Origin of the sequence: Brachybacterium rhamnosum (genome assembly GCF_039526185.1) — a bacterium.
Classification (GTDB): Bacteria; Actinomycetota; Actinomycetes; order Actinomycetales; family Dermabacteraceae; genus Brachybacterium; species Brachybacterium rhamnosum.
Genome location: NZ_BAAAIS010000003.1, coordinates 488,464 through 510,905 on the forward strand (window position 1 = coordinate 488,464; position 22,442 = coordinate 510,905).

General features: G+C 71.4%; 20 protein-coding genes. 5 read left to right on the forward strand and 15 right to left on the reverse strand.

The genetic code is table 11. The features are described 5' to 3' along the window. Window positions 1-115: 115 nt before the first annotated feature. Both ABD080_RS12330 and ABD080_RS12335 read right to left on the reverse strand, forming a co-directional pair. Window positions 116-280 carry a hypothetical protein gene (locus ABD080_RS12330; RefSeq protein WP_168198080.1) on the reverse strand — a complete coding sequence of 55 codons (165 nt, stop codon included), beginning with the start codon at window positions 278-280 and terminating at the stop codon, window positions 116-118. A gap of 128 nt (window positions 281-408) precedes the next feature. Further along, window positions 409-723 (reverse strand): 4a-hydroxytetrahydrobiopterin dehydratase, encoded by a 315-nt coding sequence (locus ABD080_RS12335; RefSeq protein WP_137770627.1) that lies wholly within the window; start codon window positions 721-723, stop codon window positions 409-411. A 226-nt stretch (window positions 724-949) separates the two neighbouring features. On the opposite strand from ABD080_RS12335, the gene ABD080_RS12340 reads away from it, so the two are divergent. Beyond that, complete coding sequence (locus ABD080_RS12340; RefSeq protein WP_240811092.1) at window positions 950-1,609, forward strand: (deoxy)nucleoside triphosphate pyrophosphohydrolase; 660 nt, start codon at window positions 950-952, stop codon at window positions 1,607-1,609. 51 nt (window positions 1,610-1,660) lie between these two features. Here ABD080_RS12340 and ABD080_RS12345 read toward each other — a convergent pair whose 3' ends face one another. After that, a complete protein-coding gene (locus ABD080_RS12345) occupies window positions 1,661-2,182 on the reverse strand; it encodes a Dps family protein (protein ID WP_343905275.1) in 522 nt (173 codons plus the stop codon). A 160-nt stretch (window positions 2,183-2,342) separates the two neighbouring features. Between ABD080_RS12345 and ABD080_RS12350 the strand changes: the two genes are divergently transcribed. Beyond that, entirely contained in the window at window positions 2,343-3,512 is a 1,170-nt protein-coding gene (locus ABD080_RS12350) for a benzoate/H(+) symporter BenE family transporter (RefSeq protein WP_343905277.1), read from the forward strand. Here the strand turns inward: ABD080_RS12350 and ABD080_RS12355 are convergent. From ABD080_RS12355 to ABD080_RS12380, 6 genes are all read right to left on the reverse strand, one after another. Further along, entirely contained in the window at window positions 3,439-4,635 is a 1,197-nt protein-coding gene (locus tag ABD080_RS12355; protein ID WP_137770624.1) for an AI-2E family transporter, read from the reverse strand. The genes ABD080_RS12350 and ABD080_RS12355 overlap by 74 nt on opposite strands. After that, window positions 4,632-5,426: a sulfatase/phosphatase domain-containing protein gene (locus ABD080_RS12360; RefSeq protein WP_343906098.1), complete on the reverse strand. Its 795-nt coding sequence runs from the start codon at window positions 5,424-5,426 to the stop codon at window positions 4,632-4,634. The genes ABD080_RS12355 and ABD080_RS12360 overlap by 4 nt, the downstream gene beginning before the upstream one ends. Window positions 5,427-6,099: 673 nt before the next feature. Further along, window positions 6,100-7,623: a DUF4832 domain-containing protein gene (locus ABD080_RS12365; RefSeq protein ID WP_343905280.1), complete on the reverse strand. Its 1,524-nt coding sequence runs from the start codon at window positions 7,621-7,623 to the stop codon at window positions 6,100-6,102. A gap of 119 nt (window positions 7,624-7,742) precedes the next feature. Further along, entirely contained in the window at window positions 7,743-9,410 is a 1,668-nt protein-coding gene (locus ABD080_RS12370) for an extracellular solute-binding protein (protein ID WP_343905282.1), read from the reverse strand. 90 nt (window positions 9,411-9,500) lie between these two features. Next, window positions 9,501-10,385: a carbohydrate ABC transporter permease gene (locus ABD080_RS12375; protein ID WP_137770621.1), complete on the reverse strand. Its 885-nt coding sequence runs from the start codon at window positions 10,383-10,385 to the stop codon at window positions 9,501-9,503. Then, window positions 10,382-11,386 carry an ABC transporter permease gene (locus ABD080_RS12380; protein ID WP_137770620.1) on the reverse strand — a complete coding sequence of 335 codons (1,005 nt, stop codon included), beginning with the start codon at window positions 11,384-11,386 and terminating at the stop codon, window positions 10,382-10,384. The genes ABD080_RS12375 and ABD080_RS12380 overlap by 4 nt, the downstream gene beginning before the upstream one ends. Window positions 11,387-11,558: 172 nt before the next feature. Between ABD080_RS12380 and ABD080_RS12385 the strand changes: the two genes are divergently transcribed. From ABD080_RS12385 to ABD080_RS12395, 3 genes are all read left to right on the forward strand, one after another. Next, window positions 11,559-12,656 carry a substrate-binding domain-containing protein gene (locus tag ABD080_RS12385; protein ID WP_343905284.1) on the forward strand — a complete coding sequence of 366 codons (1,098 nt, stop codon included), beginning with the start codon at window positions 11,559-11,561 and terminating at the stop codon, window positions 12,654-12,656. Window positions 12,657-12,746: 90 nt separating this feature from the next. Next, entirely contained in the window at window positions 12,747-13,772 is a 1,026-nt protein-coding gene (locus ABD080_RS12390) for a hydroxyacid dehydrogenase (RefSeq protein ID WP_343905286.1), read from the forward strand. 11 nt (window positions 13,773-13,783) lie between these two features. Further along, window positions 13,784-15,679 (forward strand): heparinase II/III family protein, encoded by a 1,896-nt coding sequence (locus ABD080_RS12395; RefSeq protein ID WP_343905288.1) that lies wholly within the window; start codon window positions 13,784-13,786, stop codon window positions 15,677-15,679. Between the two features lie 64 nt (window positions 15,680-15,743). Here the strand turns inward: ABD080_RS12395 and ABD080_RS12400 are convergent, their stop codons facing one another. From ABD080_RS12400 to ABD080_RS12425, 6 genes are all read right to left on the reverse strand, one after another. Beyond that, entirely contained in the window at window positions 15,744-16,754 is a 1,011-nt protein-coding gene (locus ABD080_RS12400; RefSeq protein WP_343905290.1) for a Gfo/Idh/MocA family protein, read from the reverse strand. An 18-nt stretch (window positions 16,755-16,772) separates the two neighbouring features. Then, window positions 16,773-17,726: a Gfo/Idh/MocA family protein gene (locus ABD080_RS12405; RefSeq protein WP_343905292.1), complete on the reverse strand. Its 954-nt coding sequence runs from the start codon at window positions 17,724-17,726 to the stop codon at window positions 16,773-16,775. Between the two features lie 77 nt (window positions 17,727-17,803). Next, complete coding sequence (locus tag ABD080_RS12410) at window positions 17,804-18,928, reverse strand: extracellular solute-binding protein (protein ID WP_343905294.1); 1,125 nt, start codon at window positions 18,926-18,928, stop codon at window positions 17,804-17,806. Window positions 18,929-18,989: 61 nt separating this feature from the next. Continuing rightward, complete coding sequence (locus ABD080_RS12415) at window positions 18,990-20,366, reverse strand: extracellular solute-binding protein (RefSeq protein WP_137770613.1); 1,377 nt, start codon at window positions 20,364-20,366, stop codon at window positions 18,990-18,992. Next, a complete protein-coding gene (locus ABD080_RS12420) occupies window positions 20,363-21,271 on the reverse strand; it encodes a carbohydrate ABC transporter permease (RefSeq protein WP_343905296.1) in 909 nt (302 codons plus the stop codon). Before ABD080_RS12420 ends, ABD080_RS12415 begins: the two co-directional genes overlap by 4 nt. Before the next feature lie 8 nt (window positions 21,272-21,279). Next, window positions 21,280-22,278: a carbohydrate ABC transporter permease gene (locus ABD080_RS12425; RefSeq protein ID WP_343905298.1), complete on the reverse strand. Its 999-nt coding sequence runs from the start codon at window positions 22,276-22,278 to the stop codon at window positions 21,280-21,282. Between the last annotated feature and the right edge of the window lie 164 nt (window positions 22,279-22,442).

The following is a 22,442-nucleotide window of genomic DNA, read 5'->3' on the forward strand; positions in this document are numbered from 1 at the left end:
CTGCAACGGGGTGCGGCCATCGTGGGCTCTGGTCCCGGGGACACGAAGCCCGGGAGGGCGCCGTGACCTTCTCGTGATCTGGGGTCTCAGTCCTGGATGCCGCGCGGCGCCGCACTCAGCAGGTCTCGCGGAGGTGGCCGTGCTCCCCTTCAGGGGCGAGGTCCCGGTCGCGGAGCACCATGAGCGGGGCGCGGTCGGTGCGCGCGCAGGCATCGGCGGAGGTCAGCCCGGCCTCGTCGATCTTCGGGAAGCGGGCGAAGGCGTCGAGGTTGCCGACCACGGCGGCGTCCGTCGGGGAGGCGCCGCCCAGCTGGTCGTCGGGCCGCCGGTGGTGGGCGGGAGCGCGATGTCGCCCCTGCCGCCGTCGGAGGTGAGGCCCCGGGGCGCGGGCGGGTCGCCCGGCGCCGCTCACCCGTGGGCCGGTGAGACCCCGAGCGTCGCGGCGTGCTGGGCGACGATCTCCGCGAGGTCGAGGTCGCGCCGGGTCACCCCGCCGACGTCGTGGCTCGTGAGCGTCACGGTCACGGAGGGATAGGTGAGGGTGAGGTCGGGATGGTGCGCCGCGGCCTCCGCGGCCGCGCCGATGCGGTTCACGAGGTCGAGACCGGTGGCGAAGTCACCGGTGTCGTAGCCGGCGGTGATGCTCTCGCCGCTCTGCGTCCAGCCGCTGGGCAGGGACGCGGCGATCTCGGTGGAGGTGAGGGTCTGTTCTGCGTCAGCCATGGGGCCATCGTGCCGCAGTTCGGCTCCCGGTGCCTCGGGCAGGCGTCTCGGTGCTCGCGGTGCGCGAGCGAGTGCGGCTGCTGCGGGAGGCGGGCGCGGAGCCCCGCACGACGCTGCTGCCCCCCGCAGCGGGCAGAGGCCGTCGGCGCTGCCCGGACCTGCTGACGCCGCCGACCCCGATCGGCGGCGCCCACCGGGTGTCCCACCCCTGCGCGAGACTGTCCCCATGAACGCGACCGATCCTGCCTGGCACCGCGGCACCTGCCCCCGCTGCGAGAGCCCGGAGGTGCTGCTGCACGTGATCGGCCTCCCGCTCGCCGGCGTCATGGAGTCCTCCCCGCACTGGGTGCGCTGGGACGGATGCCTCGGGCTCGGCCCCGATCGTGAGTGCACCTCCTGCGGCTGGACCTGGTGGGAGCACGACCACGGCCACGCGGAGCGGGAGGAGTTCGATCCCGACGACGCCGAGGAGGAACCGGCGGCGCCGCTGCGCGTGGTGGGCGCGGTGCTCGTGGACGCGCAGGACCGGGTCCTCGCGGCGCGGCGGCGCGCCGGCCTGCGCGAGGCCGGGCGCTGGGAGTTCCCGGGCGGCAAGATTGAGCCGGGCGAGTCCCCGCAGGAGGCGCTACGGAGGGAGCTGCGCGAGGAGCTCGGCGTCGAGACCCGGGTGGGGTGGCTGATCGGCCGCGGCACCACGGGCGCGGGCGGGCGCGAGCTGCACCTGGACTGCTACTGGGCGCGCGTGCTCGGCGCCCGCCCCGCGGGCTCCACCGATCACGACGAGCTCGCATGGCTGGATCGTGACGCGCTCGCGGAGCGGGACTGGCCCGAGGCGGATCAGCCGATCGTGGATCTGCTCGTCGAGGGTGCGCTCCCCCGCTTCTGATCGCCGCGACACACCGGCCCGGCGAACGGCCGGGGTCCGGTCACGGAGGAGTCAGCTCGCGGGCTTCCGGGTCTCCGCGGAGAGGAACCAGGCCTGCTGCTCGAGCTTCTCGATGATGCCGTGGAGGATGTCCGCGCTCGTCGGATCCGCCTCGTCGACCTCGTCGTGCACGGTGCGCATCGTGCGCACCGTCTGCTCGACGGCGGCGGTCATGAGGTCGATCGCGTCATGGGTGAGCACCTCCCCGGCGGGGAACTCGGCGAGCGAGGTCTGCTCGGCGACCACGTCGGGGCGGCCGTCGGGCGTGGCATGGAGGGCGCGCATGCGCTCGGCGACGTCGTCGGAGCTGTCCCGGGCGATCGCGACGACCTCGTCGAGGTTCAGGTGCAGGTCCCGGAAGTTGGGGCCGACGATGTTCCAGTGCGCCTGCTTGCCCACGAGGTGCAGGGCGGTGAGGTCCACGAGGACCGCCTGGAGGTTCTTGGCGAGCGCGTCGTCCGCCAGGAACCCGCTCTCGGCGTTCTCGGTGGGGGTGGTCTTCGCTGACGCCTTCGAGGATGAGCTGGTGGACATCATGACGATCCTTCCGTCGGTGGAGCGTAATGCCTGACCCCGTCGACGGTACTCGGATCCTCGCGGATTGTCCCGACCTCGTCGCAGTTCGGGTCACAGGACCGTCACCTGCGCGGACTCGCCCCGCCGCGGCCCCTCCTCCCCCGCTATCGTCGCGCCCATGCCCTCCGGTCACGCCGCCCCGCTCAGCGCCGGAGCGATCTCCGCCCTCGTCGCCTTCACGAGCTCCTTCGTCGTCGTCCTCACCGGCCTCGAGGCCGTGGGCGCGAGTCCCGCGCAGGCAGCGAGCGGGCTCACCGCGGTGAGCGTGCTCATGGGTCTTGGCTCGATCGTGCTCTCGCTCATGACACGGCTGCCGATCACGGTCGCCTGGTCCACCCCCGGCGCCGCGCTGCTCGCCGCGACCGGCACCGTCGAGGGCGGCTGGCCCGCCGCGGTGGGCGCCTTCGCGCTCGTCGCCGTGCTCATCGTGCTCACCGGGCTGGTGCCCGCCCTCGCGGACCTCATGGCGCGGATCCCGCCGGCGCTCGCGCAGGCGATGCTCGCCGGGGTGCTCCTCCAGCTGTGCCTCGAGCCGGTGCTGGGCCTCGCGGCGAACCCGCTCGAGGTCGCGCCCGTCGTGATCGTGTGGCTGCTCGCGCTGCGGCTCGCGCCCCGCTGGGCCTCCCCGATCGCCTTCGCCGCGGCGGCCGTCGTCATCGTGGTGCATCTCGTGTCGACGGGCGGGTCCCTGCCGGCCGGCGCCCTCGCCGGTCATCTCGAGCTCACCGCGCCGCGGCTCACCCCGGGCGCCGTGATCGGCATCGCGCTGCCGCTGTACCTGGTCACCATGGCCTCGCAGAACGTGCCGGGCGTCGCGGTGCTGCGCAGCCTCGGCTACGAGGTCCCGTGGCGACCCGCCATGCTCGTCACGGGCGGGGGCTCCCTGCTGGGGGCGCCGCTCGGCGGGCACGGCATCAACCTCGCCGCGATCAGCGCGGCCCTCGCGGCCGGGCCGGGAGCCGGGGAGGACCGTTCGCGCCGCTGGATCGCGAGCCTCACCTCGGGGATCGTCATGGTCGTCCTCGGCGTGCTCGCCTCGGCGGCCGCGCAGCTCGTGGCCCTCGCCCCGGAGGGCGTCGTCCCCGCCGTCGCGGGGCTCGCGCTGCTGGGCACCTTCGTCGCTGCGGTGAAGGGGGCGCTCGCGCGCGAGGAGGAGCAGCTGCCCGCGGGGATCACCCTGCTTGTCGCCGCCTCCGGCATCGCGGTCGCCGGGATCAGCGCGGCGTTCTGGGCGCTGCTGGCGGGGCTGGTGGCGCGCTCGCTGCTGCGGGCGCGTCCGCGTCGCTGACGCCCTCCCCGGTGGGGCCGTCGGCGGCTGTGCCGTCGGCGGGCTCGTCGGCCCGCTCCCCGATCCGCTCGCTCGGCGACTCGACCGCCGCGCGCGGCGTGTCCGCGACGAAGGCGTTCAGCCAGCGGGCCGACGGGTCCGCGTCGAGGAACAGCTCCTTCACGAGCAGGGTCATCGGCACCGAGAGCAGCGCCCCGGCCGCCCCGAGCACCCAGGACCAGAAGAGCACCGAGAGGAACGAGATGCTCGGCGCGAGCCCCACCGCGCGGCCCGTGACGCGCGGCTGCACGAGGCCCTGCAGGAGCATCGCGACGACGACGCACACGGCGACCACGAGCGCCGCCGTCCACGGGCCCTGCGCGAGCAGCGCCATGAGCGTGGGCGGCACCATCGCGATGAGGAAGCCGATGTTGGGGATGTAGTTGCACACGAACAGCAGCACCGCCCACACCGCGGGCAGGGGCACCCCGAGCGCCCACAGGGCGAGGCCGTCGATCACGGCGACGACGACGCCGAACACGGTCGTCACGATCCAGTAGGTGCGCACGGCCCGGGAGAAGTCCACGAGGGCGTGGGCGAAGCGCGGGTGCGTGCGCTCGACGACCGCCATCCGCTCCGGCAGACCGGCCGCGTCCATGCCGAAGAAGATGATCGTCGCGACGGCCGCGGCGACGAGGGCGCCGATCGCGCTCACCGAGGACAGCGCCTGGTTGAGCAGGCCGAACAGGCTCGAGAAGTTGAACTGCGCGAGCCAGGTGCTGATCTGGTCCTGGCTCACGCCCACCCCGGCGAGCGCGTCGAGCGAGCTCTGCAGCAGCGCGTCGAAGGAGTCCGAGTAGCCGGGGAGCTCGAGCACGAGGGTGCGCACCGCCCACGTGATCGAGAGGAAGAACGCGGCGAGGGCGAGCAGCACCGCGAGCATCGCCGCGATCGATCCGAGCACCCGTGGCGCCCCCGCCCGTTCGATCACCGCCGCGAGCGGGTGCGCCGCGATCATGAGGTTCAGCGCGAGGAAGACCGGCACGACGAGGGAGGCCAGCTCCTGGAGCCCCGCGAGGACCAGCCAGGCCGCGGCGAGGCCGATCAGCAGGAGGATGCCGCGCGGGAGGACGGGGTTGCTCATGCGGCGATCGTAGAGCCCTCGCACGGGCAGGTCAGCGGGGCCACTCCAGGGGTGCCGGGCCCGTCGTTGTAGTAATGGACGTAGGTGTGGGTGCGGGTGCGCACCCCGTAGTAGGCGGGGGCGTGGTGCTCGGGGTCGTCGTGCTCCCAGTAGCGGTAGTAGCCGGCCTCGGGCCAGTCCTCGACGCGCTCGCCCCGCAGCAGCGGCAGGAAGCTGCGCCCCTGCTGCTCCGGGAGCGCGGTGGGTGAGATGCCGGCGGCCTCGAGCAGGGTCGCGGCGACATCGACGTTGGTGACCATCTCCTCGACCCGGGTGCCCGCCGGGATCCCGTCCGGCCACCGCACCACGAAGGGCATGGTGAACGACTCGTCGAACATGGGCCGCTTGTCGAACCAGCCGTGGTCGCCGAGGAGGAACCCCTGGCCGGAGGTGTAGATGACCAGGGTGTTCTCGGCGAGGTCGTGCTCGTCGAGGTAGTCGAGCAGCTCGCCCACGGAGTCCTCGACCGCCTGCACGCAGCGGAGGTGGTCGCGCATGTACCGCTGGTACTTCCAGGAGGAGCGCTCGGCGCAGCGCTCCTCCCCCTCGAGCTCGGGCGGCACCGGCTCCTTGACGTCGGTGAGGGTGAGGTCGTCCAGGCGCATCGCGACGCGCCGCACCGATGCGCTGCGGCCGGCGTGGTCGTCGGCAATGGTCTCCGGCTCGGGGATCGTGCCCTCCGTGTAGCGCCCCTCGTAGCGGGGGTGCGGGATCCAGGGGCGGTGGGCGCCTTGTGGTGGACGAGGAGGCAGAAGGGCCGCTCGGGATCGCGACGGTCCAGGAAGTCGATGCTGCGGGAGGTGACCTGTCCGTCGCGTAGCCCGGGACCGTCTCCTCCCCTGCGGGGCCGATCATCACCGGGTCGACGTAGGCGCCCTGCTCCGGGAAGATCGACCAGTCGTCCATGCCGCGCGGGAGCGAGGCCTCGGAGGTCCCCAGGTGCCACTTGCCGTGGACGGCCGTCTGGTAGCTCGCGTCGTGGAGCACCTCGGGGAAGGTCCCCACCCGATGGTCGAACTGGGAGTAGATCGAGCAGGCCCGGTTCACGTGGCTGTAGGTGCCGGTGAGGATCGACGAGCAGGATGTTGGGCCGGGACATCGCCCCATCCTCCACCGATCGTGCCCGTCGTCACAGCGACACGGCCGCGGAGGCCCTCCCCGACCGCTCGCATGGGCCCCTTCATCACGGTGTGATCACACGGGCGTCGATTGTCCGGGCAAGGATAGAGAATCGTGCCATGACCTCACAGCAGGATGAGCCCACCCCCGAGTCGACGGGCGATCGGGGCAGCGGCACGCCTCCCTCCCAGGCGACCCCGCACCGGCTCCGGCGGCGGCGCCGGGGCATCACCCCGGCACCGCCGCCCTGCGCCGGCTGGCGCCCGGCCCGCGGCTGATCCTCCGCCCTCCACGAGCCTTCTCCTCTCAGTCCCCGGTGAGCAGCAGCCACCCGTCGTCGGTGACCTCCCCGTGCGAGGCGATGGCGATCGCCGGGGCACCGTCCTTCGTGGTGTCCACGATCGCGACCGCCCAGACCCTCCGCTCGCCCGCACCGGGCTCGAGCGTGACCGCGAGATCGTGGTCGGCGTGGTCCCCGCGCAGCCAGTCCGACGGCTCCGCCTCCTCGTCCACATAGGTGCGCAGCACCCGGTGGTCCGCGGCGTCCAGCAGGGCGAAGGCGACCCGGTACCGGTGCCCCCACTGCGGGAGGTCGTTGGGGAACATGCCCCAGCCGAGGTTCGTCCAGCGATGCCGTATCGTGCAGCTGCCCGCGCGCTCGGCCGGCGGCAGGACCACCTGCTCGAGCTGCAGGCGGTAGCCGCCCTGGGACTCGAAGTCCGCGACGAGGTCGGGGACGTCCCGGAACCAGGACTCGGTCTCCCCCATCCGGAAGTCGAGCATGTTCACGTGGGCCTCGACGGCGTCCTCGTACTCGCCGCGGCGCACGTCCTCGACGGTCTCGTAGCCGCGAGGATCCACCGAGAAGTCGTGCTGCTTGGTGACCCAGCCGCCCTCGAAGACGATCGGCCGCCGGCCGATCCACTCCGCGGCGAGGTCCCGCTCCCACTGCCCGTAGTAGACGCTCATGCCGAAGGCGTCGTGGCGCAGCATGCACCCCTTCTCGAAGGCGTACTCGAGCAGGCCCCGGGAGTCGGGATCCGCGGGCCCCCAGTCGCCGGCCGCGCCGATCATGCGGTGGTAGTTGATCGCGAGCGGGACGTGGTCGAAGAGCCGGTGGTACAGGTCGATGTTCCAGTGGAAGACGTCCGCCCGGTTCGCGGGGTCGAGGTAGCGCATCGAATGCCCCTCTCCCCATTTGCCCAGGCCGTAGGCGTCGATGAAGGCGACCTCGTCGGGGTCGTCGAAGCGCGCGGCGAAGGCCTCGAGGAAGGTCTCGTAGCTCGACCGGAACACCGGGTCGTCCGGGTAGGGGGTCCACACGGTCCTCGAACCGGTCTGGGTCTCGTAGCCCTCGGCGCCGGCCGCGCGTACCCAGGCGGGGGTGAAGTCGCTGGACTTGTCGCGGCTGTCGACGACCACCCGGAAGGCGAGGCGGAGGTCCCGCTCGCGGGCGCCCTGGATCATGCTGCGCAGGCCCTCGTGCACGTCCCAGCCGTAGACGCCCTCCTCGGGGTTCAGCACGGTCCAGCTGAGGCGCATGTAGAGGGTCTGGGCGTGGTCGGCGACGCGCACGGGCTCGTCCCGCCCCTCGATCTCGAGGGCGTCGTAGGTCGTCCAGTAGTCGGCCGACGGGGACCCGGTGCCGTACAGCACCCATCCGGTGAGGGGGTTGCGCAGGATGCTGGTGGTGTCCGCCGCGAGGGCGAGGGTGCGGCCGGGCGGGGCGGCTTGGGCGGCGGGGGCGGCGAGCAGGCCGGCGCCGGCGGTGGCCGCGGCGGCGCCCATGCCGAGCATGCTGCGACGGGGGATGCGGGATGCGCTGGTCATGGTTCTCTCCTTCGAGAACACCCCGGAGGGTCCGGGGAGCGGATCAGGGGACGGGACAGGGATCGAGGTGTCGGCCGGGAGTGGGGCCGAGCGGCGGGAACGGCAGGAGCAGGGAGAGCTCAGAGCTGCTCCTCGTACTCCGCGCGGATCGTGTCGCCGCTCTGGGTGGTCCAGGTCGAGGTCGCCTCCTTTACCGCGTCGAGGGAACCGCGGCCCAGGATGTACTCGTCCAGCGCGGTCATCACGGCACCCGCGGCGGAGGAGTTCTTGGCGGCCGTCGGCGAGTAGAGGCCCGCGACCGCGCTCTTGAGCAGCATCGGGGAGGAGTCCTCCTGCCAGGCGTGGGAGCGGCGCAGCTGGTCGTCGATCCGCACGGCGGAGGTGAGGATCTGCGGCGGCGCGGAGATCCTGTTCAGGGAGGTCGGGCCGATCTGGGCGGTGCCGGCGTCGGTCACAGAGATCGAGCCGTCGCCCGCGCGCTCGAAGTGCTCGCCCTTCTTCCCGTACTGGAGGAAGAAGCCCTCCTCGCTGCCGTAGGGCGCGGCGAGGTAGTTGAGGACCTTGAGCTGCTCGAGGATGCGGCCCTCCTCCGCCTTCTTGAGCGCGGTGAAGGAGAACAGCGAGCTGCCCTGGTAGATGATCCCGGCGCCACCGTCGGCCGCGAAGGGGACGATCGCGCCGGTCGCGGTTCCCTCGGGGAGCGAGGTGTCCAGCAGCGCGGAGATCCCGTCGAGGTGCATGAGCACGCTCCCGTTCGCGATGTTGGTCTTCGCCTGTGAGCCGGACATGCTCGGGGTGTCGGGGTGGTAGTACCCGGCGTCGTGCATCTCCTTGATGTACGACGCCATCTCGAGGTAGCCCTCGTGCTCGAACTTGTGGACGAGCTTCCCGTCCACGAGGCCCCAGCCGTTGGGCACGCCGAACATCGCGGCCATGAAGTCGTAGCCCCAGTCCACGCTGTCGCCGGCGGTCTGCCCGCACAGCGCCCAGCGACCGGCCTTCGCGTCGGTCACCGCGTCCAGCAGGGCGGTGAACTCGTCCTTCGAGGAGGGGGCGGGCGCCTCGCCGGTGAGCTCCTCGACGAGGTCGGTGCGAGTGACGAGGATGCTGCCGAACGGCGGCCGGTGCACGGGGGTGCCGTAGATGCGGCCGTTGACCCGGCAGTTCTCCCACGAGGAGCTGGGAATGTTGGCGAGGTTCGGGTACTCCGCGATCGCGTCCCCGCCGAGCAGCTCGGAGAGGTCGGTGAACTGGGCGTCCAGGAGCTGCGGCGCATTGGTGGGCATGTCGAAGGCGAGGAACTCGACCATGTCGGGGATGTCGCCGCCGGCCATGACGGTCGCGAACTTGGCGCTGAAGTTCTCCGAGGAGACGATCTGCACCTCGAGGTCGGTGTCCAGCCGCTTCCGGGCCTCCTCGAGGTAGCTGTTGGAGGAGGGCGCCGGCGGGGCGTAGGAGATGACGAAGGCGGAGACGGGATCCGTGGTGTGCGGCAGCTGCGCCTCGGCGACCGAGGTGAAGAGGTCCGCCTCCTGGGGCGCCTCGAAGTAGACGGGCTGGACGTTCTCGTCGCCGGGGAGGTCCGGGGTGGGGCCGCCGGTGACGGGCGTGTAGGTGGGGACGGCGGCGAGCTCGGTGGCGATCTCCTCGGTCGCGGCGGAGCCGCCGCAGCCGGCGAGGGCCCCGGCACCGGCGATGCCGGCGATGCCGACGGCGGCCCCGGTGAGGGCGCGGCGCCGGGTGACGGCGCGCTGGGAACGGTCGGAGGCGTGCAGGGATGCGGACATGGTGAACTCCTGTGATCGGATGGCGGATGGTGGAGCGGTGGGGTCTGCGGGGCCGACGGGCAGGGCCGACGGGCGGGACGCGCGGTGGTGTCAGCCCTTGACGGCGCCGGTGAGCACGCCCTTGGTGAGGTGGCGCTGGACGAGCGGGTAGGCGCACAGGATCGGGATGATCGCGATCATCACGACGGCCATCTGGATCGACTGGGCGGGCGGTGTCACGGAGTCCGTGCTCGCCTCGACGAGGGAGGAGCCCTGCAGCACGTAGGTGCGCAGCACCAGCTGGAGCGTCCACTTCGAGGTGTCGTCGATGTAGAGCATCGCGTTGAAGAAGGAGTTCCAGTAGCCGACGGCGTAGAACAGGGCGACCACGGCGATCACGGCGCGGGAGAGCGGGAGGATGATCCGCAGCAGGATCCGCAGCTCGCCGGCGCCGTCGATCTTGGCGCTGTCCACGAGCTCCTGCGGGATGCCCATCATGAAGCCGCGCACGACGATCATGTTGAAGACGCTGAACGCCGAGGGCAGGATCAGCGACCACAGGCTGTCCAGCAGTCCGAGCTGCTTGACCATGAGGTACAGCGGGATCATGCCCGGGGAGAACAGGAACGTCAGCAGCACGAACATCAGCACGGGCCGCTGGAAGAACGAGGGCCGGCTGAGCGCCCAGGCGGCGAGCACCGTCGAGGCGACGCTGATCGTGGTGCCGACCGCGGTGACGGCGGCGGTCACGAGGATCGCCCGGGTGACGAGACCCCCGGAGAGGATCTGCTCATAGGCCTCGAAGGTCACCGAGCGGGGCCAGAGCACGTAGCCGCCGGCGGCGGTGACGTCCGCTGCGCTGGACAGGCTCGTGGAGATGACCATGAGGAACGGGAAGAGCACGACGGTGAGGGCGACGAGGATCGCGAGCGCCTTCAGCAGGAGGACGACGGGCTGGGGTTTTCCGGCCCACACGGGCCGCACGACGGTGCTCATGACTTCGCATACACTCCTTGCTCGCCGAGCATGTGGGCGGCCTTGTTGGCCGCGAGGATCAGCACGAGGCCGACGAGTCCCTTGATGAGTCCGGCGGCGATGCCGGTGGACCAGTTCCCGTCGATCACGCCGTGGTAGTAGACGTAGGTGTCCAGGACCTCCGCGGCGCCCGGTCCGACGGCGCTGCGCTGGAGGATGATCTGCTCGAAGCCGACGCTCAGCGCGTCGCCGAGCCGGAGGATCAGCAGCAGCACGATGATCGGGCGGATGCCCGGGAGCGTCACGTGCCAGAACCGGCCCCAGGCGCCGGCGCCGTCGATCGCGGCGGCCTCGTAGAGGGAGTCGTCGATCGCGGCGAGCGCGGCGAGGAAGATGATCGTGCCCCAGCCGGCGTCCTTCCAGATGACCTGTGCGGAGAGCAGGAGCTTGAAGGTCGAGGGCTCCGCGAGGATGTTGATCGTGTGGATGTCCAGCTCGCGCAGCCAGCGGTTGATGATGCCGGCGGAGCCCAGGCTCTGCTGGAAGAACCCCACGACGATCACCCAGGAGAGGAAGTGCGGGAGGTAGAGCACCGACTGCACGACCGCGCGCAGCCACGGCCACACGAGCGAGTGGATGAGCAGCGCGAGCGCGATCGGCACCGGGAAGAAGAGCACGAGCTGGATCGCTGTGATCTCGAGGGTGTTGACGACCGCGGCCCAGAAGGCGGCGTCGGTGAACAGGGCGGTGAAGTTGGACAGCCCCGCCCACGGGCTCTGCAGGATCGGGATGTAGGGCTGGTAGTCCATGAACGCGATGACGTTGCCCAGCAGCGGCACGTACACGAACAGCAGCAGCAGGATCACCGCGGGGGCGACCATGAGCGCGAGCGGGTAGTCGCGGCGCAGCCGCTGCGCCCACGGCACGGTGCGCCGCGGGATCGCGGCGCCGGTGTCGCGGCGTGCGGCGGCGCGCCGGAGCACGCCGGTGCCCGGCGGCCTTGTCGGTGTCCTGACGGTCATGTGGCTCCCTCGCTCACGGGACGGTTCTGTCCTGACCTGGGGATCGGCCACTCGGCCGTCCCGCTCGGGCGCGCCTCGTCGCGGTGGCCCGGGTGCTGGACAGTGAACGCAACCGCTACGATCACGGTCAATCACCTTCGATCACTCGCACATAACTCGAACAGGAGTCCTCATGAACGTCCCGGGGCGCCAGGAGCGCATCCTCATGGAGCTGCGGATGCACGGCACCGTCTCCGTCGCGGACTTCGCCGCGCGCATGGGGATCTCCCCCATGACCGTGCGCCGCGACCTCCGTGAGCTCGCCGACGCCGGCGCCCTGCGACGGATCCACGGCGGCGCCGAGGCGATCGAGGTGCCGCCCTCCACGACCGTCCGCCACCGGCCCTCGGCGCGCCGCGGCCCGGATGCGGATCCCGAGGGCGGGGCGCTGTTCACGCTCGGTGTGCTGAGCCCCGACCCCAGCTACTACTTCCCCACCGTCGTGGACGGCGCCCTCGAGCGCACCCGTGAGCTCGGCGGCCGGATGATGCTCGGCGTCTCCCGCTACGACCCCGACCGCGAGCGCGTCCAGCTCGAGCGCCTGATCGCCGGCGGCGCCGATGCCCTGCTCGTGACCAGCGCCTCCGCCGACGACCCGGCGCTGCGCGAGCGCCTCGTCGACTGCGGCCTGCCGGTCGTCATGGTCGAGCGCGGCGTCGCCGAGGAGACCGAGGGCGCCGTGCTCGAGTCGGTGCGCACGGACCACGCCGCGGGCGCCGCCCTCGCCGTCGGCCACCTCGTCGAGCTCGGCCACGAGCGGATCGGCATGTTCACCTACGACACCCCCACCGCCGGAGCGCTGCGCCCGGGCTTCGCACGGGCGCTCGAGCGCCGGGGCCTTCCCGGCGACGCCCCCGTGATCGTCATCGAGGAGGGTGAGGACACGGCCGCGCAGTCCCGACGCTGCCTGGACCGGGCGCTCGAGGCCGGGGTCACGGCGCTGCTCGTGCACTCCGACCACTACGCGGCGGACTTCCTCGGCACGGCGCTCGAGACCGGGCTCGAGATCCCCGGGGACCTGTCGCTGATCTCCTACGACGACGAGATCGCGGAGCTCGCCGCGGTGCCGCTCACCGCGGTCTCCCCGCCGCGCCGGGACGTGGGCCGGATCGCGGTGGGGCTCGTGTTCGATCGGCTCTCGAGCGGCGCCCAGGCCGGTCTCGCCGCACGTCACGTGGCCGTGCGCCCCTCGCTCGCGGTCCGCGCCTCGACGGCCGCACCCTGCCGGTGATCGGTATCTGTTCGATCGCACGGTGATGGTTGACGTGGTCGTTCGGGAGCCGGTGAGATGACGGGGCCACCGAACGAGGAGACACACCCCATGACCGATCACGCCTCCGCATCCCGTCGCAGCGTCGGGATACTCCTTCCCGAGGAGACGTTCCGACGGGTCTTCGGGCAGGTCGACCTGCAGCGGCTCGAGTCCCATCCCGCCCTGCGCCTGCTCGCGGACCGTCCCCTGCGCATCGATGCGCAGGACGCCGCGCTCCTCTCCGAGGTCGAGATCCTCGTGACCGGCTGGGGCTCCCCCGTGCTCGACGCGGCGCTCCTGGACGAGATCCCCGCCCTGCGCGCGATCGCCCACTCCGCCGGCACCGTGCGCACCCTCGTCACGGACGAGGTCTACCGCCGCGGCATCGCGGTGAGCTCGAGCGCGAGCGTCAACGCGATCCCCGTCGCCGAGTTCACCGTGGCGCTGATCGTGCTCGGCGCGAAGCGCGCCTTCTGGGCCGCGCAGCGACTGCGCGAGGGCGCCGCGGAGATCGACCTCGAGGGCAGCTGGCCCGCCGTCGGCATCCGCTCCCGCACCGTCGGCATCATCGGCGCCTCGAGCGTGGGCCGGCTCGTCATCGAGCGCCTGCGCGCCTTCGACCTCGACGTCGTCCTCGCCGATCCCACGCTCACCCCCGCCCAGGCCCGGGAGCTCGGTGTGGCCCTCGTGCCCCTCCCCGAGCTCATGGAGCGCAGCGACATCATCTCCCTGCACGCCCCGCTGCTGCCCTCGACCTCCCGCATGATCGACCGCGAGCTGCTGCGTCGCATGCGGCCGGGGACCACCTTCGTCAACACCGCCCGTGGCGAGCTCGTGGACCAGGACGCCCTCGCCGACCGCCTCGACGACGGGGACGTGACCGCGCTGCTCGACGTCGCCGAGGAGGAGCCTCTCCCCCTGGGCTCACGTCTTCGCACGCACCCCCACGCGTTCCTCACCCCGCACATCGCCGGGTCCGTGGGCACGGAGCTGGGCCGTCTCTCCGCCCATGCGGTGGACGAGGTCATCTCCTTCGCCACGACCGGCACCTTCGCCGAGGAGATCTCCGCCTCGACCTTCTCCCTGCGCGCCTGAGGAGGCCCCCGATGACCGTCCCCTCCCGCCTCTCGGACCTCCTCACCCCTCCCGTCCTCGCCGCCCTCCGCCCCGGCGCCTGGCGCGCCGCCCCGCCCGTCGCGGACCGCGCCGCCTGGGAGCACGTGCCCGCCGCGCACCGCGGGAGGGTGCTCGAGGCGGCGGAGGCCTGGCAGCGCGACTCGCGCGAGACCCCGCCCAGCCTCGAGCTGTGGAATCACTACCACCGCACCGGGGAGCGGCTGCCCTACGACACCGCGCAGCGGCTGCTGCTGAACGCGACCGCCTCCGCCGCCCTCGCGCTCGCGCTCACCGGCGAGGACCGCTGGCGGCGCGACCTCGCGGACGACGTCTGGCGGCTGTGCGAGCTCTCCGCCTGGTGCCTGCCCTCCCACTACGCGCTCCCCGAGGACGGCTCCCGGCCGCCGCTCCCCCAGCCCGGGCGGGACGTGCTCGACCTCGCCTGCGGCTACGCGGGCGGGATGCTCGCCGCCGTCGACTCCTTCGCCGGTGAGGCGCTCGAGGAGGAGTACCCCGGGATCCGGGCGCGCATGCACCACGAGATCCGCACCCGGGTGCTGCGCCCGTGGCGCGAGGAGGTCTACTTCTGGCACGGGATCGAGGAGACCCCCAACAACTGGGCGCCGTGGATCGTCTCGAACGCCCTGCTCTGCGCGGCGGCCCTCGAGGAGGACCCGGCCGTGCTCGCCGAGGACTCCCGCCGGGCGCTCGCGATCCTCGACCGCTTCCGCGCGGGCTATGCGGCCGATGGCAGCTGCGACGAGGGCGCCACCTACTGGTGGTGGGCCGGGGCGACGCTCTTCGAGGCGCTCGACCTGCTCGAGGAGATCACCGACGGCGCCCTCGACGGCTTCGTCGTCGAGCCGGTCGCGGCGATGGCCGCCTTCCCCATGCGCATGCAGATCAGCGCCGACTCCCAGGTCAACTACTCCGACGGCGCCGCCTCCCTGCCGCCGAACGCCTCCTGGCACCTGCTCGCCCGCTTCGGCGAGCGGGTGCAGGACGAGGCGGTCGCCGCGCACGCCCGCTGGATGGGCGGGCTGCACCCGCTGCGCCTGCCCGAGCAGCTCGCACCCCAGTTCCTGCGCACGCTCCACGAGCTGCGCGATCCCGCCTGGCGCGAGGCGGGGCCCGAGGCGCCCGGCATGCCGCGCTCCTGGTACGCCCCCGGCACCGAGATCGCCGTGATGCGCGAGGAGGAGGGCGAGGTGCGCGGCTGGTTCCTCGCCGCGAAGGGCGGCCACAACGACGTCAGCCACAACCACGACGACGTGGGCGGCGTGATCGCCTCGCTCGACGGCCTGCCCGTGCTCATCGACGCCGGCGTGGGCGACTACCGGCGCGAGACCTTCCTGCCCGAGACCCGCTACACGATCTGGACGATGCGCAGCAGCTTCCACAGCTGCCCGCTGCCCGGCGGGCTCGAGCAGCCACCCGGGATCGGCTTCCGCGCTGCGGGCACCGTCTTCTCCGACGACGGCGACCGCGCCGCGCTCTCCGCGGACCTCGCCGGGGCGTACCCGGAGGAGGCAGGGCTGCGGCGCTGCGACCGTACCGCGACCCTGGACCGACGGTGCCGGGAGGTGCGGATCGAGGACGACTGGGAGGCCGCCTCGCCGCTCGTGATGGAGCAGGTGCTCATGACCCTGGACCGGCCCGAGCCGCTCGGCGAGGGGCGGCTGCGCATCGGCCCCGCCGAGCTGCGTCTGGATCCCCCGGACCTCGCGGTGCGCATCGAGGAGATCCCGCTGACGGACGTGCGGCTGCGCGGGACCTGGGGCGAGCGTGTGCACCGCACGGTGCTCACCCCGGGGACGGCGGCAGCCCGCGGCCGGAGTAGTTTCGTGCTCTGCCGCGGGCCGGGTGCCGGCGGGGCCACCGCCTGAGCGAGGGCCTCCCGACGGCCGTCGGCCCCGCCCCGCAGGACGTGCGGGGCGGGGCCGAGGTGTCTCACACTGCGGGGACGGGCTCCGCCTTGCCGGAGCGGGAGCTCTCGTACGCCGCGAGGATGATGCCGAGCACCGCGATGCCCTCCTCCTCGGTGTTGATCGGGCGACGGCCCGTCTCGAGGCAGGTGACGAAGTCCGCGATCTCCGCGGCGAAGGTGTCGATCGGCTCCGCCGCGAACACCTGCTCCTCCTCCTCGGCGCGCAGCTTCACGCGCAGGGTCGAGCCGTCGGAGCTCAGCGAGCCCTTCTCGCCCACGACGGAGAAGCGGTCCGTGCCCGGCGCGGCCTGGTAGGCCCACGAGGTCACGAGCTGGCCCACCGAGCCGTTGTCGAAGCGCACGAGCACCTGGGCGGAGTCCTCGCCCTCCATGAAGGTGAGACGGTGCGTGGACATCATGGAGAACGCCTCGACCGGCTTGCCGCCGGAGAGGTGCATGAGCAGGTAGGTCGGGTGGTAGCCGGTGTCGATGTACTCGCCGCCGCCCGAGGTCGCGGCCTTCGCGCGCCAGCCCATGGACTCCGGGTCGAAGTCGTTGAAGAACGAGTCCGTCGTGCGCACCTCGTAGACGGTGCCGAGGGCGCCGGAGTCGATGACCTCCTTGGCCTTCGCGACGGCGGGCATGAACAGCTGGTTGTGGGCGCACATGAGGGTCACGCCCGCCTTCTGCACGGCGTCGCGCACCTCGCGCGCCTCCTCGGCGGTGAGGCACAGCGGCTTCTCGCAGAGGATGTGCTTGCCGGCCTCCGCCGCGGCGATGATCGCGGGCTTGTGGAGGTGGTGGGGCAGGCAGATGTCGACGGCGTCGACGTCCGGGTCCTTCACGAGCTCGGTGAAGTCGCTGTAGCCGGTCGCGCCGAGCTGCTCGACGCGCTGGGCGAGGGTCTCGGGGACGGCGTCGGCCACGGCGGTGACCTTAGCGCGGTCGGGGATGGTGGCGTAGCCGCCGAGGTGGGCGTTGGCGATGCCGCCGCCGCCGATGAGGCCGATGCGGACGGGAAGGGTGAGGGTCATGGTGTCTCTCCTGGGGGGTCAGGCCGCGGCGTTCGCGGCGACGACGAGCTGGGTGAGCGCGCGGGCGCGCTCGAGGTTCTCGGTGGTGGGGGTGCCGGTGCGGATCGCGGTGACCCACTGGGCGAAGGGGGCGTCGGTGTCGGCGGGGACCTCGAGGTCCTTCCACCCCTCGGCGGTGCCGAGCTGCATGCGGCCCTCGTCGAACCCGTACAGCAGGGTCCCCTCGGTGCCCTGCACCTCGATGGTGAAGGGGCTGAAGGGGGTGACGAAGCCGGTCTCGATGACGCCGATCGCACCGTCCGGCGTGGTGATCGTGACGACCGCGTTGTCCTCGACGCCGCGGCCGGTCATGTCGGTGTACGCGGCGCGCACGCTCGAGGACTCGGTGCCCAGGATCAGCTGGGTGAGGTACACGGGGTGCGCGGCGAGGTCGCTGAACGCGCCGCCGATCGCCTCGGCCGGGTCGTAGAAGCGGGCGGGCAGCCAGTCGCCGGTCGAGCCGTTGTGGGCCAGGCGCACGCGCGAGTAGCTGATGCGGCCCAGGGTCCCGGCCTCGAGCACCTCGCGCAGGGCGACGGTGTACCCGTGCGAGAGCCGCGGCAAGGACACGGTGATCTGCACGCCGGCGGCGCTCGCCGCAGAGGTCAGGGCGTCGCAGCCCTCGACGGTGGGCGAGAGCAGCTTCTCGGTGAAGACGTGCTTCCCGCTCGCGATCACCTTCCCGAGGATCTCGTCGTGGTCGGTGGTCGCGGTCGTGTTCGTGACGCCGTCGAGGTCCTCGCGGGCCAGCAGCGCGTCGAGGTCCGCCTCGAAGGGCACCCCGAGGGTCGCGGCCAGGGCGGCGCCGCGCTCGGCGTCGTCGTCCCAGACGGCCACGAGCTCCGTGTCCGGGTGGTCGAGGGCGGCGCGCCCGTACTCCTCGGCGTGCACGTGCCATGCGGAGAGCACGGCGATGCGCAGGGGGTGGGTCATGGGGAGGGTTTCCTTCTTCTCTTCTCGTGGGTGGGGTCCTGTCCGGCCCGTGCGGCCGGTGGTTGTGGGGGCGGCGCTCAGGCCGCCTCGATCTCCTGTCGCTCCCCGTAGGTCTCCGGCATGCGGAACCCGGGGAAGAGATCCATCTTGGGGACGACCATCGCCTGGGTCTCCTCGAGGACCTGCTGAACGGTCTTCGAGCCGAGGGCGACGGAGGTCTTCGCGCGGTCCATCGCGTCGGAGGCGACGGAGCCGACGGGCAGCGGCGGGCGCGAGGTCGATCCGGGCAGCATCTGCCGGAACAGCTCCGCGGTCGGGTCGTACGCCTTCTCCTCGATCGCGTGCAGGTGGGTCGGCAGGCTGCCGAGCTCGGGCACGTAGCTGCGCTGACCGTCGAGCCCGGTGTGGAACGTCATGAAGTCCCAGGCGGCCTTCGACATGCTCGACCCCTTGGGCATCACCAGGGAGAAGCCGCCGGACCACGTGTACGTGGGGTCGCCCTCCTCGGCGACCGGCAGCCAGGTCCAGGTCAGCGGGAGGTCCGGGGCGTACTTCCTGTTCCCCGAGTTCTGCCAGGGGCCGGTCGCCGTGATGGCGAGGCGCTGGCTGAACAGGGCGATCCGGGAGGGCGGAGCGTTCGGCGGCTGGTAGGTCGCGTAGAACGCGTCCACACGGGAGAAGGGGAACTCCTCGCCGGCGCCCTGGAGGACGTCCTGGTTGCACAGCAGGCCGCGGGCGTCGGTCGAGGTGGGCAGGCCGTAGACGCTGCCCTCGTAGGTGAGCTCGTCGATCGCGAACTGGAGCCACTGCGAGGTGAACTCCTCCACGGAGACGCCCTCGTACTCCTCGATGAGGTCGTCGAGCGGCTCAAGCAGCCCGATCGAGGCGTTCAGGACCGCGTTGAAGCGGTCCATCCACCACAGGTCCGGGGCGGTCCCGCCGCGCACCGCGGTGATGATCTGGGACATGTCCGCGGCGCCGCTCGAGGGCACCTGGTCGATGTGGATCTCGACGCCGCGGCCGGCGTCGGTGGCGAGGAAGGCGGCTTTGACCGCCTCGTCCTTGTCCTTGACCGCCGCGCCCATCCCCCAGTAGCGCACCGTGCTGGCGTCGCTGTCGGGGGTGCGGGCGCAGGCGCCGCCGCCGAGGGCCGCGACGGCCGCGAGGCCGGTGCCCTGGAGCAGGTGTCGTCTGTCGATCATGGTGGAGCGCCTTCGCTCGTCGGGTGGTGGGGCAGGGGGACTCGCCCCCTGCCGCACCGGGTCAGCTGCCGGGGACGGGACTGGGCTTCCCGTAGGTCTCCGGCATCTTGTAGTCGGGGAACAGCGCCATCTTCGGCTCGATCATCTGCTGGTTGGAGGCGACGGCCTCCTCCGGGGTCGATGATCCCAGCGCCACCGAGGACTTGGTGCGGGTGAGCGTGTCCCACATCGCCGAGCCCACCGGCAGCGGGGGCCGCGAGGTGGAGTTCGGGAGCATCGTGCGGAACAGCTCGGCCTTGGGGTTGTACTTCCCCTCCTCGATGGCCTGCAGGTTCGTGGGGAGGTTGCCGTACTGCGGCACCACCCTCGACTGCCCCTCGTAGCCGGCGTAGAACTTCAGGAACTCCCAGAGGGTCTTCGTGATGTTCGCGCCGCGCGGGATGACGAGGCACTGGCCGCCCGACCACGTGTAGGTGGGGTCGCCCTCCTTCGCCACGGGGAGGTAGGTGAACTTCAGCGGGAGGTCCGGCGCGTACTTCTCGTTGCCGGAGATCTGCCAGGGACCGGTGGTGTCGATCCCGAGGCGTCCGCTGAACATGGCGGTCTGCGTGGGCGGGGCGTTCGGCGGCTGGTAGGTCGCGAAGAACGCGTCCACCGAGGCGTAGGGGAACCGCTCGGCCCAGTCCGCGTAGAGCTCGTACACCGACTGCCACTCGGGCGAGTCGAGGGTGACGGTGCCAGTCGCGTTGTCGTAGGCCGACGCGCCGAGGCCGAAGCCCCATGTGTAGGGCCAGCCCTCGGAGAGCCAGGGAGCGAAGCCGAACCGCGTGTAGTTGCCGCGCTTGTCCTGCTGCACGATCTTCTCGACCGCGTCGTCCATCTCGTCCCAGGTGATGGTGTGCTGGGAGGGGTCGAACAGGTCCAGGTCCACGCCGGCGTCCTTGAGGACGTCCTCGTTGTACATGAGCCCGCGAGCGTCGGTCGTGCAGGGCAGCCCGTAGAGGCGGCCGTCGTAGGTCAGCTCGTCCACGGCGAACTGGATCCACTGCGACTTGAACTCCTCCGGGGAGACGTCCTCGTACTTCTCGATGAGGTCGTCGAGCGGCTCGAGCAGCCCGATCGATGCGTTCTGCACCGCGTTGAAGCGGTCCATCCACCACAGGTCCGGAGCGGTCCCGCCGCGTACCGCGGTGATGATCTGGGACATGTCCGCCACGCCGGAGGAGGGCACCTGATCGATGTAGATCTGGGCGTCCTTCCCGGCGTCGGTCATGAGGAACGCATCGCGGACCTGCTCGTCCTTGTCCTTGTCCGCTGCGCCCACACCCCAGTAGCTGATGGTGTTGGGCCCTGAGGCGGGACGGGAGGCGCAGGCGCCGAGGCCCAGCGCGAGACCGGCGGCGGAGGTGCCGGTGAGGAAGGAACGCCTCGAGATCACTTGAAGCCTCCGATCGTGATGCCGCGGATGAAGTACCGCTGGAAGACGAAGAACAGGACCAGCAGCGGGAGGATCACGAGGAACGAGGCCGCCATGAGCTGGTTGAAGGTGACGTCCTGCGCGTTCACGGAGCGGAAGGTCTGCAGACCGATCGAGAGGGTCTGGACCTTCGAGTCCTGCAGGTAGATCAGCGGGCCCATGAAGTCGTTCCACGAGCCGACGGCCGCGAAGATCGCGACGGTGGTCAGCGCCGGCATCGAGGTGGGCAGCGCGATCTTCCACAGGATCATCCACTCGCTCGCACCGTCCACGCGGGCCGCGTCGAGCATCGCCCGCGGGATCTGCAGCAGGAACTGGCGCAGCAGGAACACGTAGAACGCCGAGCCGAACGCCGCCGGGATGATGAGCGGGAAGAGCGTGTTGACGAGTCCGAGCCGCGCCCACATGTCGAACATCGGGATGAGGGTCACCGGGAAGGGCAGGAACAGCGTCGCGATGACGACGTAGAAGATCTTGTCCCGGCCCGGCCAATCGATGCACGAGAACCCGTAGGCGATGACGAAGTTCGAGATCACCGAGAGGATCACGACGCTGATCGTGATGATCGCGGAGTTCGCGAAGAACTGCAGGAACGGCATCGCCGTGACGGCCTTGACGAAGTTCCCGAACTCGGGGACGTGGGGCCACAGCGTGGGCGGGAACTTCGCGAGCTCCTGGTCGGACTTCAGCGCCGAGGCGATCATCCAGTACAGGGGCAGCAGGAAGAGGATGCTCAGCGCGATCATGACGACGCGCGCGATCACGGTGGAGTACCAGGGGCGACGGGTGCCGTCGGCCCGGCGGTTGTAGAGCTCGGCGTCGGACTTCTTGCGTCGGACGACGTTCTCGGTATCGGTCTGGATCATGCTGCTCATCAGCCGGCCTCCACGTCGTAGTTCACGAACCGGCGCGAGAGCCAGAAGATCAGCAGGGCCAGGGCGAGGCCTGCGAGGAACAGCAGCACGGCGAGGGCGGAGGCGTAGCCGAGCTCCGCGAAGCCGAAGGCGTTCTTGTAGAGGTACATCATGTAGAAGAGCGCGCCGGCGTCGGGGTCGCCGGTGCCGTTGGTGACGATGAAGGCCTCGGTGAACACCTGGAGGGCGCCGGAGACGCCGGTGATGAGGTTGAAAAGCAGCACCGGGGTGAGCAGCGGGAAGGTGATCGAGAAGAACTGCCGGATCGGGCCGGCACCGTCCACGCGGGCTGCCTCGTACACGGTGCGCGGGACGTTGCGCAGGCCCGCGAGGAAGATCAGGGCCGCGTTGCCCGCTCCCAGCTGTGCCATGAGGATGATCGCGATCTTCACACCCGTGGGGTCGCCCAGGAGGTTGACGTTCGCGCCGCCGAACAGGTTCAGCACCTGGTTGAAGACGCCGAACTGGGGATTCAGGAACACGATGAAGATGAAGGACATCGCGAAGGCGGGGATGAGCGAGGGCGCGTAGAAGATCGTCCGGTAGAGGGCGACCTCGCGCACGTTCTGGTTCATCGCGATCGCGAGCGAGAGGGCGACGATCAGTCCCAGCGGCACCGCGATGATCGCGTAGAAGATCGTGTTGCTCGCGGCCTTGGCGACGAGGGGGTCCGTCACGGCGGTGACGTAGTTCTGGATGCCCACCCAGGTGGGCGCCTCCATGCCGGAGTACCGCGTGAAGCTCAGCGAGATCGAGTAGATCACCGGGTACAGGATGAAGACGACCACGCCGATGATCCAGGGCGAGATGAACAGCAGGCCCGTGCGCAGCTTGCGCCGCTGGCCGGAGTTCATCCGCCGGGGTCGGTCCGGTGGTCGGGCGGCCGCCCGGTCCGAAGCCGCGGCGCGCTGCACGCCGGGTTCCGTGACCTGGGGGCCGACGGTGTCGGGGACACTCATCGTGCTTCCTTCCTCCGCGACGTTGCGGAGTGGAGAGGGGCGGGGATCGGGTCCGTGACGGCGCCGCCGTCGGCGTCGTGCTGTGTCTCGGGGCCGTGGTGGTCCCGCTCGAGCATCGGATCCGGGGTGGGACGACCTGCGGCCGTCCGGGACGTGTCGTACAT